We start from the raw sequence: 16,314 nt of genomic DNA on the forward strand, positions 1-16,314 counted from the left end.
CATAAAGATCATGAAAGCAGGAATTGTAGGATTGCCAAATGTTGGAAAATCAACATTGTTTAATTGTTTGTCAAATGCAAAAGCGCAAAGTGCCAACTTTCCTTTTTGTACAATCGAACCTAATATAGGTGTAGTAAATGTTCCTGATTCCAGAATTGAAAAACTGGAAGAATTGGTTAAACCAGAACGCGTACAAATGGCAACAGTTGATATTGTTGATATTGCAGGTTTAGTTAAAGGAGCCAGCAAAGGCGAAGGTTTAGGAAATCAGTTTCTTGGTAATATTAGAGAATGTAATGCGATTATTCACGTATTGCGTTGTTTTGACAATGATAATATTGTTCACGTGGACGGAAATGTAAATCCAATTCGTGACAAAGAAACGATTGATATCGAGTTGCAATTGAAAGATTTAGAGAATGTTGAAAAACGTTTGGAAAAAGTAAATCGTGCCGCCAAAACAGGAAACAAAGAGGCGCAAACCGAAAAAGCACTTTTAGATAGAATTAGAGAAACGTTACTTCAAGCAAAATCAGCTAGAACGGTGACTCCGCAAAACAACGATGAAGAAGTTTTAATGGAATCTTTTCAACTGATTACGGCAAAACCAGTTTTGTACGTTTGTAATGTAGATGAGAATTCAGCGGTAAACGGAAATGCCTACGTAGATCAGATTCGGGAATTAGTAAAAGATGAAGATGCCGAAGTAATCATTCTTTCGGTAGGAGCTGAGGCTGATATTACTGAATTGGAAAGTTATGAAGAGCGTCAGGTTTTTCTTGAAGATATGGGATTAACGGAGCCTGGAGCATCCGTTTTGATTCGTGCAGCTTATAAATTATTAAAACAGCAAACCTATTTTACGGCTGGTGTCAAAGAAGTTCGCGCCTGGACGATCAATATTGGAGCAACTGCACCACAAGCAGCTGGGGTTATCCACACGGATTTCGAAAAAGGTTTCATCCGCGCCGAAGTTATTGCTTATGAAGATTTTGTGCAATACGGTTCTGAAGCCAAATGCAAAGAGGCTGGAAAATTCAAAGTAGAAGGAAAAGAATATGTGGTTAAAGATGGTGATGTGATGCATTTCCGTTTTAACGTCTAAGTTATTGCGAGGAATGAAGCAACCTTATTAAATAAATTTGAAAGCCTGCAGAAGAAATTTTGCAGGTTTTTTTTGTACCTAATCCAGCTTTACACTTCAAGATTTTCCCATCAATCTCTTTTTTCTAAGTCATAAAAGGAGCTTCCGTTGGTCGCTCTTTTATGACAAGAAAAAATAAGATTGATTTGAAAAATGCTTTCCGTTTCAATCTGGGGTAAAAGTGATGCAGATAAAAATAAAGACTCGTTTTGACTTATTTATTTTGTAATCTGTGAATCAGTGGCTAATTATTTTATTACTGTTTTATTTTTACTACTTTTAACAAAAACGAACTATCATGAAAATAATCGCCTTTGGCGCAAGCCCTAGTAAGAATTCTATCAATAAGAAATTAGCGACCTACGCGGCTCATTTCTTTGAAAATGGGGAAGTTGAAGTTTTGGATTTAAATGATTTCCAAATGCCAATTTATAGCGTGGATATCGAAGAAGAAATAGGACACCATGCATTGGCGCAAGCGTTTTTAGATAAAATTGCTACTGCTGATATTGTAGTGGTTTCCATGGCAGAGAATAACGGAAATTATTCCGTGGCATTCAAAAATATTTTCGATTGGTGTACTAGAATAAATGCAAAAGTTTTTCAGGAAAAACCCATGCTGCTGATGGCAACATCTCCCGGAGCAAAAGGAGGAGCAAGCGTATTGGGAATCGCTAAAAATGCGTTTCCATTTTATGGTGGAAATATAAAAGAAACATTTTCTTTACCTAGTTTCGATGTAAACTTTGATAGTGCAAACGGTAAGATTTCCAACGCTGAATTGGATAATCAGTTGAAAAAGCTCGTTGACAATTTTTAATTTTTATAATGAAATCCTATAATCCTAAATCAAAAATCTCAGATTCTTTGTCAATATCATTCTTGATAACTTTGGGGTCATAGTCTTTTAAAGTATATTGAGATATCCTATATTAGCACCAAATCCACAAAATCTACAATGTCCGATCAAAATCAATATACCGAAGATAATATTCGGTCACTCGACTGGAAAGAACATATTCGCATGCGTCCTGGAATGTACATCGGGAAATTGGGAGATGGTTCCTCGCCAGATGATGGTATTTATATCCTTTTAAAAGAAGTTCTCGACAACTGTATCGATGAATTTGTCATGGGTGCGGGAAAAACTATTGAGGTAACTATTAAGGATAAGACCGTTACCGTTAGAGATTACGGTCGTGGAATTCCGTTGGGAAAAGTGATTGATGTGGTTTCCAAGATGAATACTGGAGGGAAATACGATTCTTTGGCATTTAAAAAATCCGTTGGTTTGAATGGAGTAGGGACAAAAGCAGTAAATGCTTTGTCTAATTATTTCCGTGTAGAATCCGTTCGGGATGAGAAACAAAAAGCAGCGGAATTTTCCGCAGGGAATTTAGTTCTAGAAGAAGCTATTATTGAAACCACGAAGCGTAAAGGAACTAAAGTTACTTTTATTCCAGATGAAGCGATTTTCAAAAATTACAAATTCCGTTTCGAGTATATAATCAAAATGCTTAAAAACTATTGTTATCTAAACAATGGTTTAACTATTTTATTCAATGGCGAAAAATATTTTTCTGAAAATGGTCTGAAAGACTTATTGGAAGAAACCATCCATGCGGATGATTTGGAATACCCAATCATTCACTTGAAAGGAGAAGATATAGAAATCGCCCTAACACATAGTAAATCGCAGTACAGCGAAGAATACCATTCCTTTGTAAACGGACAAAACACAACGCAAGGAGGGACACATCTTGCCGCCTATCGTGAAGCAATTGTAAAAACCATCCGGGAGTTTTATAATAAAAATTTTGAAGCGTCAGATGTTCGAAAATCTATTGTTACGGCGGTAAGTATTAAAGTAATGGAGCCGGTTTTTGAGTCACAAACCAAAACCAAATTAGGTTCTACGGATATGGGCTCTGAGCCAGGAATGCCCTCGGTGCGTACATTTGTAAATGATTTTGTGAAAACAAAATTAGACAATTACTTACACAAGAATCCTCCAACAGCAGACGCGCTCTTGCGAAAAATTCTTCAAGCCGAAAGAGAGCGTAAAGAACTGTCTGGTATTCGAAAATTAGCTACAGATCGTGCCAAAAAAGCGAATTTACACAACAAGAAATTAAGAGATTGCCGCGCCCATCTTCCGGATACAAAACATCCTAAAAATCTGGAAAGTACCCTTTTTATCACGGAGGGAGATTCGGCATCTGGATCCATTACAAAATCACGTGATGTCAATACACAAGCTGTTTTTAGCTTGCGTGGAAAGCCTTTGAATTCGTACGGAATGAGCAAGAAAATTGTGTATGAAAATGAAGAATTCAATTTATTGCAAGCAGCGCTAGATATTGAAGATGGATTAGAGAAATTACGGTACAACAACATTGTAATCGCTACAGATGCCGATGTCGATGGAATGCACATTCGCTTGTTGCTGATTACGTTCTTTCTACAATTTTTCCCAGAATTGATAAAAGAAGGTCATTTGTATATTTTGCAAACGCCACTTTTTAGAGTTCGAAACAAAAAAGAAACAATATACTGCTATTCTGATGACGAACGAAAAGCTGCCATCGAAAAATTAAAACCAAAACCGGAAATCACTCGATTTAAAGGATTGGGGGAAATTTCCCCAGATGAGTTCAAAAATTTCATTGGAGAAACCATTCGTTTAGATCCTATTATGATGGATAAAAATACCTCGATTGAGCAATTATTGTCTTTTTATATGGGCAAAAATACGCCGGATCGTCAGGAATTTATCATCAAGAATCTGAAGGTAGATTTGGATGTGATCGAAAAGAATTAATATTTAATATTTGAATTATGATTAGCAAAAAAAATCTGATTTATACCATAATAGCTTTTGTCGTTGGTTTTTTAGTGACTTTTTTTATTATTAAAAGTTTGAAATAATAAAGACTAGCCTCATTCAAAAAAGAAACAAGGAATAATAAAATTGATGTCAGAAAATCTTCAAAATAATACATTATTCACTCAAGTTGTTGATTTGCTTCAACTATCAAAACAGCAAGTAATAAGAACAATAAACCAAACCATGGTTTATACTTATTATGAGATTGGGCGCATGATTGTAGAAGAAGAACAAAACGGAAAAGATAGGGCTGAATATGGTAAGCAACTGTTAAAGGGACTTTCAAAGCAGCTTAATAATGAGTTTGGAAAGGGGTTTTCTGTAGTTAATTTAGAGAATATGAGGAAGTTTTATTTGGCTTACTCAATTTCCGAGACACTGTCTCGGATTTTACAAATTCAAAAATCCCAGTCACTGACTGGGGAATTGAATACTAAGATATCTCAGTCACTGACTGGGGTTTCTGAAAATCAAAAAGTGCAGTCGCTGATTTCGTTTTTCAAACTAACTTGGACACATTATGTTTTCTTAATGCGAATTGACCATGAGCAAGAAAGACGTTTTTACGAAATAGAATCCGAAAAATACAACTGGAGCGTTCGAGAATTACAACGTCAATACGATTCTGCTTTATATACCAGATTGGCTCTAAGTAGAGATAAAGAAGGGATTTTAAAACTTTCTGAAAAAGGTCAGATTTTTGAGAAACCTAAAGATATAATCAAAGATCCGTATATTCTTGAATTTCTTGGACTGCCAGAATTGCATCAATATTCTGAATCAGAATTAGAAGAAGAAATCATTAATAAGCTCGAACATTTTCTGCTAGAATTAGGTCATGGTTTTACCTTTGTTTCGAGACAAAAAAGAATCACTTTTGATGATAAACATTTTAGAATTGACTTGGTTTTTTACAACCGAATATTAAAATGTTTTGTTTTAATTGACTTGAAAATTGGAGAGTTAAAACATCAGGATTTGGGTCAAATGCAAATGTATGTGAATTATTACGACCGAGAAATGCGTTTAGAAGATGAAAATAAAACGATTGGAATAGTACTTTGCCAAAACAAAAGCGATTTGGTGGTGGAATACACTTTACCTGAAAATAACGAACAAATATTTGCCAGTAAATACAAAACGGTATTGCCGAGTAAAGAAGATTTATTGAAACTAATTGAGCAGATATAAAAGCTTATAAGTTGGTTGGTTAAACAACCTAAAACAATTAAACTTTTAAACCTTAAACTTTTACATGAAAGACGAAGAAGAAGATAACATAATTCCAAACGAAGACGAATCGCAAGACGAGTCAAATGAATCAAACGAATCAAATGACGAAGGTTTTGACGATATCGTGTCTTCTGGAGGACAGCATTTTTACGACAATCAAGAAGACGGAAACGATACCATTACCAAAGTTACGGGAATGTACAAAGACTGGTTTCTAGATTATGCTTCCTATGTAATTCTGGAGCGTGCCGTTCCTGCAATTGAGGATGGATTTAAACCGGTACAACGCCGAATCATGCACTCGTTGAAAGAGCTGGATGACGGTCGCTACAATAAAGTGGCCAATGTTGTTGGGCACACTATGCAATATCATCCTCACGGAGATCAGAGTATTGGTGATGCGATGGTACAAATTGGTCAGAAAGAATTACTAATTGACTGTCAGGGAAACTGGGGGAATATTTTAACTGGTGATGGCGCAGCAGCTTCCCGTTATATCGAAGCACGTTTGTCCAAATTTGCTTTGGAGGTTTTGTATTCTCCAAAAATTACGGATTGGGGTGTTTCTTATGATGGGCGACGAGCGGAGCCGAACAATCTTCCGGTGAAGTTTCCTTTATTGCTTGCCTCCGGTGCTGAAGGTATTGCTGTTGGTCTTTCGACGAAAGTCTTGCCTCATAATTTTAACGAATTAATAGATTCATCGATAAAAATATTAAAGGGAAAACCTTTTACGATTTATCCCGATTTTATGACACAAGGTATTGCAGATGTGTCGAATTATAATGACGGTTTGCGCGGCGGTCGTGTTCGAGTTCGTGCTAAAATTGCGCAACTTGATAAAAATACTTTGGTGATTACCCAGATTCCGTTCTCTACCAATACGACGACTTTGATTGACAGTATTTTGAAAGCCAATGACAAAGGTAAAATCAAAATCAAAAAAATAGAGGATAATACCGCGGCTGATGTCGAGATTTTAATCCATCTTTTTCCTGGTGTTTCTCCTGATAAAACCATTGATGCATTATTTGCTTTTACGGCTTGCGAAACTTCGGTGGCGCCATTGGGTTGCGTAATTGAAGATAACAAACCATTGTTTATCGGGGTTTCTGAAATGTTGAAAATTTCAACGCACAGAACCGTTCAATTGCTTAAAAGTGAACTCGAAATTCAGTTGAGTGAATTGGAGGAACAATGGCATTTTCTTTCTTTGGAACGTATTTTTATCGAAAATAAAATCTATCGTGACATTGAAGAAATGACAACTCGTGAAACGGTAATAAAAGCGGTTGATGATGGCTTGAAACCACACATCAAACATTTAAAACGAGCGGTTACCGAAGACGATATTCTGCGTTTATTGGATATCCGAATCATGCGTATTTCTAAATTTGACAGCAATAAAGCGCAGGATAAAATTGAATCGCTGGAAGGTGATATTGAACAGGTAAAACACGATTTAGAACATCTGACTGATTTTGCGATAGCCTATTTTGCGAAGTTAAAAGAGAAGTACGGAAAAGGTCGTGAGCGCCAAACAGAGCTCCGTATTTTTGATGATATTGAAGCGACAAAAGTAGTGTTGCGAAATACTAAATTATATGTGAATAAGGAAGAAGGTTTCGTAGGAACGAGTTTGAAAAAAGACGAGTATGTTACCGATTGTTCTGATATTGATGATGTAATTGTTTTTCTTCGTGATGGAAAAATGATGATTACTAAAGTGGATGCTAAAACCTTTGTGGGGAAAGACATTATTCACATTGCTATTTTTGACAAAAGCGACAAGCGTACTATTTATAACATGATTTACCGTGATGGAAAATCGGGACCATCGTACATAAAACGTTTCAATGTTTCGGGTGTTACACGTGACAAAGCGTATGATTTGACAAATGAAACTGCAGGTTCTCAAGTGTTGTATTTTTCTTGTAATCCAAATGGAGAAGCAGAAGTGATAACCATTCTATTACGCCAAATTGGAACTGTCAAAAAACTGAAATTCGATATCGATTTTGCCAGTTTAGCCATTAAAGGTCGGGCTTCCAAAGGAAATTTGGTAACCAAATATCCCATCAAAAAAATCGAGTTGAAAGAGAAAGGAATCTCTACTTTATTGCCTAGAAAAGTTTGGTTTGATGATACGGTTCAACGATTAAACGTAGATGGAAGGGGAGAGTTGCTTGGCGAATTTAGACCAAATGATAAAATATTGGTTGTTTCACAAACTGGTAAACTCAAAGTGATTACGCCTGAATTAGCGACGCATTTTGATGAAGATATGGTCGTTTTGGAAAAATGGATTCCCAAAAAACCAATATCTGCCATTTATTATGATGGTGAAAAAGAAAGATACTACGTTAAACGTTTCTTGGTAGAAACCGAAAATAAAGAAGAAAGTTTTATCACGGAACATCCTAACTCACAGTTGGAAATCGTGTCAACGGATTATCGTCCAGTTGCCGAATTGATTTTTCCTAAAGTGAAAGGAGTTCAAAAAGAGAATATGACTATAGATATCGAATCCTATATTAACATAAAAGGATTTAAGGCGCTTGGTAATCAATTGACAACCGATAAATTGAAACAGGTTAATCTTCTGGAATCTTTGCCGTACGAAATTCCGCAAGAGATTGTTCCGGAAAACATCGAGGTTGAAGGTGAAACAAATGGGGACGATTCTGCTGTTCAACTGGAAGATGATGGACAAATAACTTTGACTTTAGAATAAAAAAAAGCTTCCACGACGGAAGCTTTTTTTATGCACTGTTATTTTTTCTTTTTTGTCATTTTCATATTCAATATTTCTACAAGTAAAGAGAATGTGATAGCAAAATATAGATATCCTTTTGGTACCGGTGTTACGTGGTTTCCAAATATTAAAGCATTCGATAAATGGGCACTTTCCGTAAGTAACATAAACCCAATCAATATTAGAAATGATAAACCAAGAATTTGTATGGAAGGATGTTTGTTTACAAAATTTCCGACTGGTACCGCAAATTGCATCATTATTAAAACAGAAATAACCACTGCAGTGATCATGATATAAAGAGCGCCTTCAACTCCGTTTGTCATACCAACTGCGGTAAGAATACTGTCGAACGAGAAAACTAAATCAATCATAATGATTTGTAAAAGTACATTTTGAAACGATTTTGTTGCAGCCTTACCTAATTCTTTTTCTTCATGCCCTTTTTCGTCCACTTTTTCCCTAATTTCATTCGTACTCTTGTAAATTAAGAATAATCCACCACCAAGTAAAATGAGGCTTTGACCTGTAATTCCTGCTGAAAACCAACTTAGGTTAATGTTGAACCAAGGTTCTTTCATTTGAATTAACAAACTAATACCAAACAAAAGTCCGATTCTCATAAACATAGCTAAAAACATTCCAATTTTGGTAGCACTTTTTCGTTTCTCAATTGGCAATTTTCCAGTGGCAATCGAAATGAAAATAATGTTGTCAATTCCTAATACAATTTCCAGAAAGGTTAATGTTAATAGGGCAATCCACGCATCGGCATTTAAAAATACTTCCATTTTATTTAATTCTAATTTATAATTTTTCTCCTTTTATGTAATTTTAAAATGGCGTGTTAATCCGCAATTTTCGTAACCGTTCCTTTTTGTTTTGTATCTACACCAACCATTCCAAATTCAAAGGTATAGGAATTTTTTGATGTTGTCAAAATTTTCATGTCGATTGCTTTTTCCTCTGCTTTGTTTTTGGGATGCAATTTTCGCAAAATATATTCACAATCGTTTACCCATCGTATCGAAGCAGTATCCGTTTTTCCTTCAAAAGTTTCAATTTCAATGCTGCCATTGCGTTCAAAAACAGTTGTTTTTTTGACACCGTTTACTTTATATTCAAATTTAAATTTGCCTGTTTTGAAAGCTGCACAGTTGCGTTCCACATTATAACACGACATTAGTAACAGTAGTGGGAGGAGAAGTATTATTTTTTTCATTTTTTTAAGAGCGTTTATTTTTAATTTTTTTGGATTTATTCTGAATTTATTTCAGAAGCTATTTCCTGCTATTCGTTTCAATCTTTTCTTCGGCTAAAAAGCCTCAAAAAGGATTTCCACTGCTATCAGGGCTAGTTTATAATAGTTATTTCAATCGTTTTAATTCTTCGTCAGTAAAATTCTTGATACTTTTTTCTTGAGAAAATTTATCAGCATTATAACTGTTGGATTTGTTTTTTGGAATCGATAAACTTTCCCAAGCGCCATTTTTTAATTGTTTGGCATAAAAAACAATTTGCCCGACATGATATGGATAATGTGCCAATTGTCTGTTGATAGCTTCTGCAACGGCATGACCTTCGTTCCTAATATAAATAATTTCCGAAAGTTGCTCTGGTTGTAATCCGTTTAACGCAGTAAACAAACATTCCCAGCCTTTATTCCAAAGTGCTAAAACTTCCTCTTTGGTTTTTAAATCATTTTCGAATTCGGCATCTCGATTACGCCATTCTTTTTCACCATCAGTAGCCAAAAAATCAGTCCAGCGAGAAAGCATATTCCCCGAAAGGTGTTTTACCATCGTGGCAATACTGTTTGTATCTTCATTTGTAGCAGTAAAAAGCTGTTGCGGTTCCAGTTGCTCCATTGCTTTTTCTCCCAAGGTTTTGTAATAGAGAAATTGCTTTTTTACACTTTCAAGATATTGACTGTTTATTTCCATGATTAGATGATTTTAATATCATATTTGTCTAAAAGTCCTAGAAGTCCTTGTGCGGAAAACTTGGCTTTTTTCATAGGATTAAATTCCGGATCAATTTTATAATTGTAAGCTGAGGTAAAATCAACTCCTGCCAATTGCGTATCATTGAAGACAGCGTTATCTAAATTACAATTTTCAAAAACCGAATTCGTAAGATTGGCACCGCCAAAAGTAACTTCTTTCATCGAACAGGAATTGAACTTTGTTTTGGGCATTTTTTTATTGGCAAAAGACGAATAATCTAAAACGCAATCCTCAAAATTCACTGTAAATAAGAAGTCAGTACACATATTGAAATGGATTCCGAGTAATTTGCAGTTTTTAAAACTAACCGTTTTTAGGCTCGTTCCCGTCAAATCAGTCATTGCTAAATTGCAATCGATGAACTCGCAATCCATAAAAGTATTGTTTGAAAAATTACTGTTTGAGAAATCGCAATTCTTGAAAACACAATCTTCAAATTCTCGATTGTTAATTCTCTTATTAATCCAAATGACTTTGTCAAATGTTTTTTGAATGTGAATTAAATCTTCCATTAGTCGTTAAATAAGCTTTTCATAATTGTTTTTAATCCTAAATACATCAGAAACATTGCTGTCAAGCAAAATACTATTCCTATTCCCAAAACTAAATAATGCCAAGCATTTTCCTTGTTCATAAATGCGTTATAAATCAAGGATGGACCAATAAACAAAAGCGGTAAAGCTCCTGCCAGGTATTTTATTCCTTTTGATAATAATTCTTTGTTGGTTGCCATTTTAATTTGGGATTTTAATTTTTGATTTGGGATTTACCCTTCAATTACGTTCAGTATGTTGGACTGAAAACTGCGACTGAACACTGTTTACTGAGCACTGTAATAATCAACCGCTTTCCTGACGCTTCCATGTTTTTTTAATAATTCGCTGGCTTCTTCATATGAAACTGGAATTTCTCCCATAATCATTTTTACCCCACGATCAACTAGTTTGCTGTTGCTCAATTGCATATCGACCATTTTGTTACCTTTCACTTTCCCCAGTTGAATCATGGTGGCTGTCGAAATCATATTCAACACTAATTTCTGTGCTGTTCCCGCTTTCATACGGGAACTTCCGGTTACAAATTCAGGTCCTACAACCACATCGATAGGAAATTTTGCTGTCGATGAAAGTGGACTTCCTGCATTACAAGAAATACTTCCTGTAGTTATATTATTTTCGTTACAAGTTTGTAATCCTCCGATAACATAAGGTGTAGTTCCTGATGCGGCAATTCCAATCACTACATCATTCTCATTTATATTGTGTTCTTGTAAATCGATCCAAGCTTGGGTGGCGTTGTCCTCTGCATTTTCTACAGCTCTGCGAATGGCTTCATCACCACCGGCTATAATTCCGTTTACCAAGTCAAAAGGAACGCCAAAGGTTGGCGGACATTCCGAAGCATCAAGGATTCCGATACGGCCTGAAGTTCCGGCGCCAATATAGAATAATCTTCCGCCGAGTTTCATTTTAGCAACAATTTCAGTGACTAAAACTTCTATTTGGGGCAACGCTTTTTCTACTGCAAAAGGCACAGTTTTGTCTTCCTGATTGATGTTAGATAGCAATTCTGTAACCGACATTTTTTCTAAATGTTCGTATTTTGAGGATTGTTCGGTAGTTTTAGTAAATGTCATTTTTGTTAAAATTAAAATTATGTGTAGGGACAGCTCGCGAGCTATGCGTACGTTGCGTGCGTGAGGGATAGTAGTGGAAATCCTTTTTTTTAGAGCGTTAGCGGAATAAAAAAAGATTGCAACGGATAGCCCGGCCGCTTTTTCAGCGGACACGCCCAAATTATAAAATTATATAAAATACGCCAATCCAATTCCTAAAATAATCATAGAAACCTTGGCGATATTGAATTTGTGTCCTTCGCTGCTTTCGAAAATAATCGTGGATGAAATATGAAATAATATCCCAATTACAACGGCAGTTATTTCGTTATAATATTGATTTAATATAGGCAAATAACCCGATGAAAACGTTCCCAGCGGTGTCATAATCGCAAAAGTGATCATGAAAATAAAAATGGCTGTTTTATTTAAATTTGCATTGATAAAAAATGTTGTAAGAATGATCGCAATAGGTAGATGGTGTACGGCAATTCCAAGCGCTAAATCACTATGATGGCTTAATGGAAATCCTTCTAAAAAAGCGTGAATACAAAGGCTGATAAACAAAAGCCAAGGAATATGATTCATGTTTGCATGTCCATGAACATGGCCGTGTTCGGCGCCTTTGGAAAAAAATTCGAGTATGATTTGGAATAAAATTCCCAACATAATAAAAAGTCCAATATTGCTGTTTTTACTTTCATAAACTTCAGGTAATAAATGCATCACGGTCAATGAAAGCAAAAACGAACCACTAAAGGCCAACAGTAATTTGAGATTGGTTTTGTTGTTTGGTTTCAAAACTAAAGCGATACCGTACCCTAAAAGTACCGAAAGTAATGGAAAAAGATAATTCATTTATTTAAAAATCATGATTAGGCGTTCACTTTCTGTTTTATGGAATTTCTTTAACTTATAATCTCCAAAAATATCCAACAGGTAAATTCCAGCTTCTTCCATTAATTGTTCGAAATCGGGAAGTGTCAAGGCTTTTACTTTTTCGGTGAAATGAAATTTTTGTCCTTTGTCTTCAAATGCAATTTCTTTATAAATATGTCCGTCTTTTAGATAGCGCTTGATATGAAAATCGATTTCATCTACTGTTTTTATTTCCTCAGGAACCAAAGTATTGAGGACTTGATTGACATTCATAAAGTCAATCACGGCAAATCCATATTCGGATAAGCTGTCTTTGATCGCTTTTAGGGTCGTTAAATTATCTTCGTCATTCTCGAAATAACCAAAGCTGGTAAACAAGTTAAAAATGGCATCGTATTTTTCTTCAAAAGGTTCACGCATATCGTGAACTTTAAAATGTAAGGTTTCGTTCGTATTTTTACTGGCCTCTGCAATGCTGTTTTCAGAAAGATCAGCACCTAGTACATCAAATCCCAGTTGATTCAAATAAATAGAATGGCGTCCTTTGCCACAAGCTAAATCCAGCACTTTTGCTTTTTCAGGGAGATTTAGATAATGCGTCAAATTATCCATAAAAATTTGCGCTTCTCTATAGTTTCGCTCTTTGTAAAGTATGTGGTAGTAAGGAGAGTCAAACCAAGAAGTGAACCAGTTTTCAGTTGATTTTTGTTGGTTTTCGGGTGACGGTTTTTGAGCTTCAGACATTTATTCTTTTTCAATTAATTCGATTCAGGCAAATTTAGTGTATTTTTGCAACGAATACTTGATTTTACAATGGAAAATAATTTTAAAATGGTTGCCAAAACCTTTTTTGGTTTTGAAGAAATATTAGCAAAAGAGTTGAAAAACTTGGGTGCGCAGGACGTGGAGCAAGGCGTGAGAATGGTAAGTTTTAAAGGGGATAAAGGGTTTATGTACAAAGCAAATTTAGCTTTGCGTACGGCTTTGAAAATCTTGAAACCTATTTATTTTTTCAAGGCTAATAATGAACAGGCTTTATACAAAGGCATTTCGGGAATAAACTGGTCTAAATTATTAAACGCCAATCAGACTTTTGTGATTGATGCGACCGTACATTCGGAATATTTTAATCACTCGGAATTTGTTTCACAAAAGTGTAAAGATGCGATTGTAGATCAATTTAGAGAAAGAACTGGGCAACGTCCAAGCATTGATAAAGTTTTCCCTGATTTGAGAATTAATATCCATATTGACAAAGACCAAGTTTCGGTTGCACTGGATACTTCAGGAAACTCATTGCACCAACGTGGTTATAGAACAGCAACGAATATTGCTCCTATAAACGAAGTTTTGGCTGCAGGAATTCTATTGCTTTCGGGTTGGGATGGTCAAGGCGATTTCTTGGATCCAATGTGTGGTTCGGGAACTTTTCTCGCTGAAGCTGCTATGATTGCTTGTAATATTCCGGCAAACATTAACCGTAAAGAATTTGCTTTCGAAAAATGGAACGATTGGGATAATGAATTATTTGACAATATCTCAGATAGTTTATTGAAAAGAGTGAGAGAGTTTCATCACACTATAAAAGGATTTGATAAAGCACCAAGTGCGGTTCAAAAAGCCAAAGACAATATTAAAAATGCGAATCTAGACGAGTATATTTCGATCGAGGAAAAGAACTTTTTTGACACCGAAAAAACGTCACAAGGTAAGTTACACATGGTTTTCAATCCGCCTTATGATGAGCGTTTGGATATCCATATGGAAGAATTCTACAAAAGCATTGGCGATACCTTAAAGAAAAATTATCCAGGCACAAATGCTTGGTTCATCACTGCAAATCTGGAAGCACTGAAATATGTAGGATTAAAACCTTCGAGAAAAATCAAACTTTTTAACGCCAGTTTAGAAGCGAGATTAGTGAAATACGAAATGTACGAGGGTAGTAAGAGAACAAAGTTTCAAGTAACAGATAAAGAGAGAGGTGATCAGGATCAGATAGCAGAATAAGCTAGCGATATCAGATTAAAAACTCATAATTCATAACTCAAAACTCATAATTTATTATGACCAAATTACAAGTACGTGCCTTTTTATATCAATTAGGCTCTTTTGCAATATTTTTTATATCTACAAGATATTTGGTAGCAAAATATACAATGCTGACTGGATTCTGGATTCCATTTACAGCTTTTGTAATTGGAACTATTATAGCTCCAAAGTTTCAGTCTGTAAAAACCAAAGATGGAGAAAAGCTATTTATGAAATGGATTTTTATTAAGGGAATTAAGGAAATAGGATAGCTTAGAAATTACGAATTACGAATTAAAATTTTCCGTAATATTAACCGCTAATTCGCTAATTTTTTAAATAAATAAAAAATTAGCGAATTAGCGGTTATTTTTTACCCTTAGATTTTTTAGAAACTGCAACAGGTTTTACCTTTTTCTTGTAAATAGGTAAGAAATACGTAACGGTATAATTGAATCCAACTCCAAAATCGCCATTGTAGGTTCTATTGAATCCCAGAATGTATAAGTTTTCAAAATTATCAGGTTGTTTGTTGCTGACCAAGCGTTTCAATTGAAGACTGAATCCCACAAACACATTATCAAATACTTTTGCTTTTACTCCAGCCACAACTTCAATCCAACTGGCGGATAATCCGTTGAATTTTTGTCCTGAAACAATTGTCGGTGTTTCTCCAAAATAAGGATTGGCATTGTAGATTTTATACGTGTTTATTTGTTGATTAAAAGTACTAAAACCGTAGCGCATTCCTATAGAAATGATGTTTTCCATGTTCAACCAGTTTTGATACCCATTGCAATCAAAACCTGCTTTTAGATAAGAGCCTTTGACAGTTGAATTCAGTCGGGTGTCATCAGTTGTTTTATTTTCATTTCCCAGTTCGGCAGCCAAAAAATATTTTTTTGTCAATCGGTAATCCCCAACAAATTCGATTCCTTTGTAATTTTTGTCATACAATGCCCGAGTTAATTTATACAAATCAACACCTACGCGTATACCGTAACGATCCGTTTTTACAGGAACTGGAATAGAATCCTTCTTTTTTGCTGTTAAATCAACTTTTTTAAAAGCTTCAGGATTTTCAGGAACTACACCTTCTGTTTTTGGTGTAGGTTGTTTCGCCAGTTCGGCCTTTGAGTTCGAATCTTGTGCATTTGCCAAAAACAAAGACAACACCAGACAAAAACTAAAAAAATATTTTAATGTGTGTTTCATTTTCGTTTTCTATATTACTTTTTTCAACCGAGATATATTTGATCCATTTATCGGCAGCAATTGTGTGAGTGTAAGGATTTGTTGGGTTCAACATGAAAACCGTCTTAAAGCCGCAAGCTCTCGATACAAAAACATCTTTTCTGGTATAGTCGAATTTTATATTATCCACATTTACTAATGCTGGATTTGAGTTACCGGAATTCAATGTAAAACTAAAACTAGTAGCGTCTTCGTTCGTTTTTAACGGAATAGAAAAGGTATTTCCACTCGTTAGAAATTTAGATTCACTAGTTGCAGTTGCATTAAAAATAACACCATCCGTCAATCCTGTACCAACGACCTTTAGGTCAGTGACATTTTTTAAAACGGAGGGATTGGCAAAATCGTAGAATGTAATAACCATTCTAGGCGTTGTGGGAGTATTGGCATCGCAAATATCGTCTTTCTCACAACTGGAGAACGATAAGGCAAAAACCGATACCAATAAAATTATTTTTCTCATATTTTTTTAATGAAGATTTTTGATTGCAGTTTGTTGAAATCTGCAAT

17 protein-coding genes are annotated in these 16,314 nt (G+C 35.2%); 7 read left to right on the forward strand and 10 right to left on the reverse strand.

Annotated elements, in window-relative coordinates:
- Nucleotides 1–10 precede the first annotated feature (10 nt).
- From ychF to H4V97_RS14565, 5 genes are all read left to right on the forward strand, one after another.
- On the forward strand, nucleotides 11–1,105 hold the full coding sequence (ychF, locus tag H4V97_RS14545) for a redox-regulated ATPase YchF (protein ID WP_196849101.1): 1,095 nt from the start codon (nucleotides 11–13) through the stop codon (nucleotides 1,103–1,105).
- A 337-nt stretch (nucleotides 1,106–1,442) separates the two neighbouring features.
- Nucleotides 1,443–1,964, forward strand: coding sequence for an NADPH-dependent FMN reductase (locus H4V97_RS14550; RefSeq protein ID WP_209550086.1), 522 nt, complete (start codon nucleotides 1,443–1,445; stop codon nucleotides 1,962–1,964).
- 138 nt (nucleotides 1,965–2,102) lie between these two features.
- Nucleotides 2,103–3,965 carry a DNA topoisomerase IV subunit B gene (locus tag H4V97_RS14555; RefSeq protein WP_196849103.1) on the forward strand — a complete coding sequence of 621 codons (1,863 nt, stop codon included), beginning with the start codon at nucleotides 2,103–2,105 and terminating at the stop codon, nucleotides 3,963–3,965.
- A 153-nt stretch (nucleotides 3,966–4,118) separates the two neighbouring features.
- Nucleotides 4,119–5,222, forward strand: a complete 1,104-nt coding sequence (locus H4V97_RS14560; protein ID WP_209550087.1) for a YhcG family protein — start codon at nucleotides 4,119–4,121, stop codon at nucleotides 5,220–5,222.
- A gap of 64 nt (nucleotides 5,223–5,286) precedes the next feature.
- Entirely contained in the window at nucleotides 5,287–7,998 is a 2,712-nt protein-coding gene (locus tag H4V97_RS14565; RefSeq protein WP_209550088.1) for a DNA gyrase/topoisomerase IV subunit A, read from the forward strand.
- Between the two features lie 38 nt (nucleotides 7,999–8,036).
- Here the strand turns inward: H4V97_RS14565 and H4V97_RS14570 are convergent, their stop codons facing one another.
- The 8 genes from H4V97_RS14570 to H4V97_RS14605 form a co-directional block, all read right to left on the reverse strand.
- The gene (locus H4V97_RS14570) at nucleotides 8,037–8,810 is read right to left on the reverse strand and encodes a TerC family protein (RefSeq protein WP_209550089.1); all 774 of its coding nucleotides are present in this window, start codon (nucleotides 8,808–8,810) and stop codon (nucleotides 8,037–8,039) included.
- Between the two features lie 56 nt (nucleotides 8,811–8,866).
- Nucleotides 8,867–9,241, reverse strand: a complete 375-nt coding sequence (locus H4V97_RS14575; protein ID WP_209550090.1) for a DNA topoisomerase IV — start codon at nucleotides 9,239–9,241, stop codon at nucleotides 8,867–8,869.
- Nucleotides 9,242–9,386: 145 nt separating this feature from the next.
- The gene (locus H4V97_RS14580) at nucleotides 9,387–9,962 is read right to left on the reverse strand and encodes a DUF1572 family protein (RefSeq protein ID WP_209550091.1); all 576 of its coding nucleotides are present in this window, start codon (nucleotides 9,960–9,962) and stop codon (nucleotides 9,387–9,389) included.
- A 2-nt stretch (nucleotides 9,963–9,964) separates the two neighbouring features.
- Complete coding sequence (locus H4V97_RS14585; RefSeq protein ID WP_209550092.1) at nucleotides 9,965–10,537, reverse strand: pentapeptide repeat-containing protein; 573 nt, start codon at nucleotides 10,535–10,537, stop codon at nucleotides 9,965–9,967.
- Entirely contained in the window at nucleotides 10,537–10,758 is a 222-nt protein-coding gene (locus H4V97_RS14590; RefSeq protein WP_196849110.1) for a DUF6095 family protein, read from the reverse strand. The genes H4V97_RS14585 and H4V97_RS14590 overlap by 1 nt, the downstream gene beginning before the upstream one ends.
- A gap of 87 nt (nucleotides 10,759–10,845) precedes the next feature.
- Nucleotides 10,846–11,661, reverse strand: a complete 816-nt coding sequence (gene murQ / locus H4V97_RS14595) for an N-acetylmuramic acid 6-phosphate etherase (protein WP_209550093.1) — start codon at nucleotides 11,659–11,661, stop codon at nucleotides 10,846–10,848.
- A 168-nt stretch (nucleotides 11,662–11,829) separates the two neighbouring features.
- Nucleotides 11,830–12,498, reverse strand: coding sequence for a ZIP family metal transporter (locus H4V97_RS14600; RefSeq protein ID WP_209550094.1), 669 nt, complete (start codon nucleotides 12,496–12,498; stop codon nucleotides 11,830–11,832).
- Complete coding sequence (locus H4V97_RS14605; RefSeq protein ID WP_209550095.1) at nucleotides 12,499–13,263, reverse strand: class I SAM-dependent methyltransferase; 765 nt, start codon at nucleotides 13,261–13,263, stop codon at nucleotides 12,499–12,501.
- A 69-nt stretch (nucleotides 13,264–13,332) separates the two neighbouring features.
- Between H4V97_RS14605 and H4V97_RS14610 the strand changes: the two genes are divergently transcribed.
- Complete coding sequence (locus tag H4V97_RS14610; RefSeq protein ID WP_209550096.1) at nucleotides 13,333–14,529, forward strand: class I SAM-dependent RNA methyltransferase; 1,197 nt, start codon at nucleotides 13,333–13,335, stop codon at nucleotides 14,527–14,529.
- Nucleotides 14,530–14,585: 56 nt separating this feature from the next.
- A complete protein-coding gene (locus H4V97_RS14615; RefSeq protein ID WP_196849115.1) occupies nucleotides 14,586–14,822 on the forward strand; it encodes a hypothetical protein in 237 nt (78 codons plus the stop codon).
- Nucleotides 14,823–14,916: 94 nt separating this feature from the next.
- Here H4V97_RS14615 and H4V97_RS14620 read toward each other — a convergent pair whose 3' ends face one another.
- Nucleotides 14,917–15,765 carry a DUF6048 family protein gene (locus H4V97_RS14620; RefSeq protein ID WP_209550097.1) on the reverse strand — a complete coding sequence of 283 codons (849 nt, stop codon included), beginning with the start codon at nucleotides 15,763–15,765 and terminating at the stop codon, nucleotides 14,917–14,919.
- Nucleotides 15,737–16,267: a DUF6452 family protein gene (locus tag H4V97_RS14625; RefSeq protein ID WP_209550098.1), complete on the reverse strand. Its 531-nt coding sequence runs from the start codon at nucleotides 16,265–16,267 to the stop codon at nucleotides 15,737–15,739. Before H4V97_RS14625 ends, H4V97_RS14620 begins: the two co-directional genes overlap by 29 nt.
- Between the last annotated feature and the right edge of the window lie 47 nt (nucleotides 16,268–16,314).

Origin of the sequence: Flavobacterium sp. CG_23.5 (assembly GCF_017875765.1) — a bacterium.
Lineage (GTDB): Bacteria > Bacteroidota > Bacteroidia > Flavobacteriales > Flavobacteriaceae > Flavobacterium.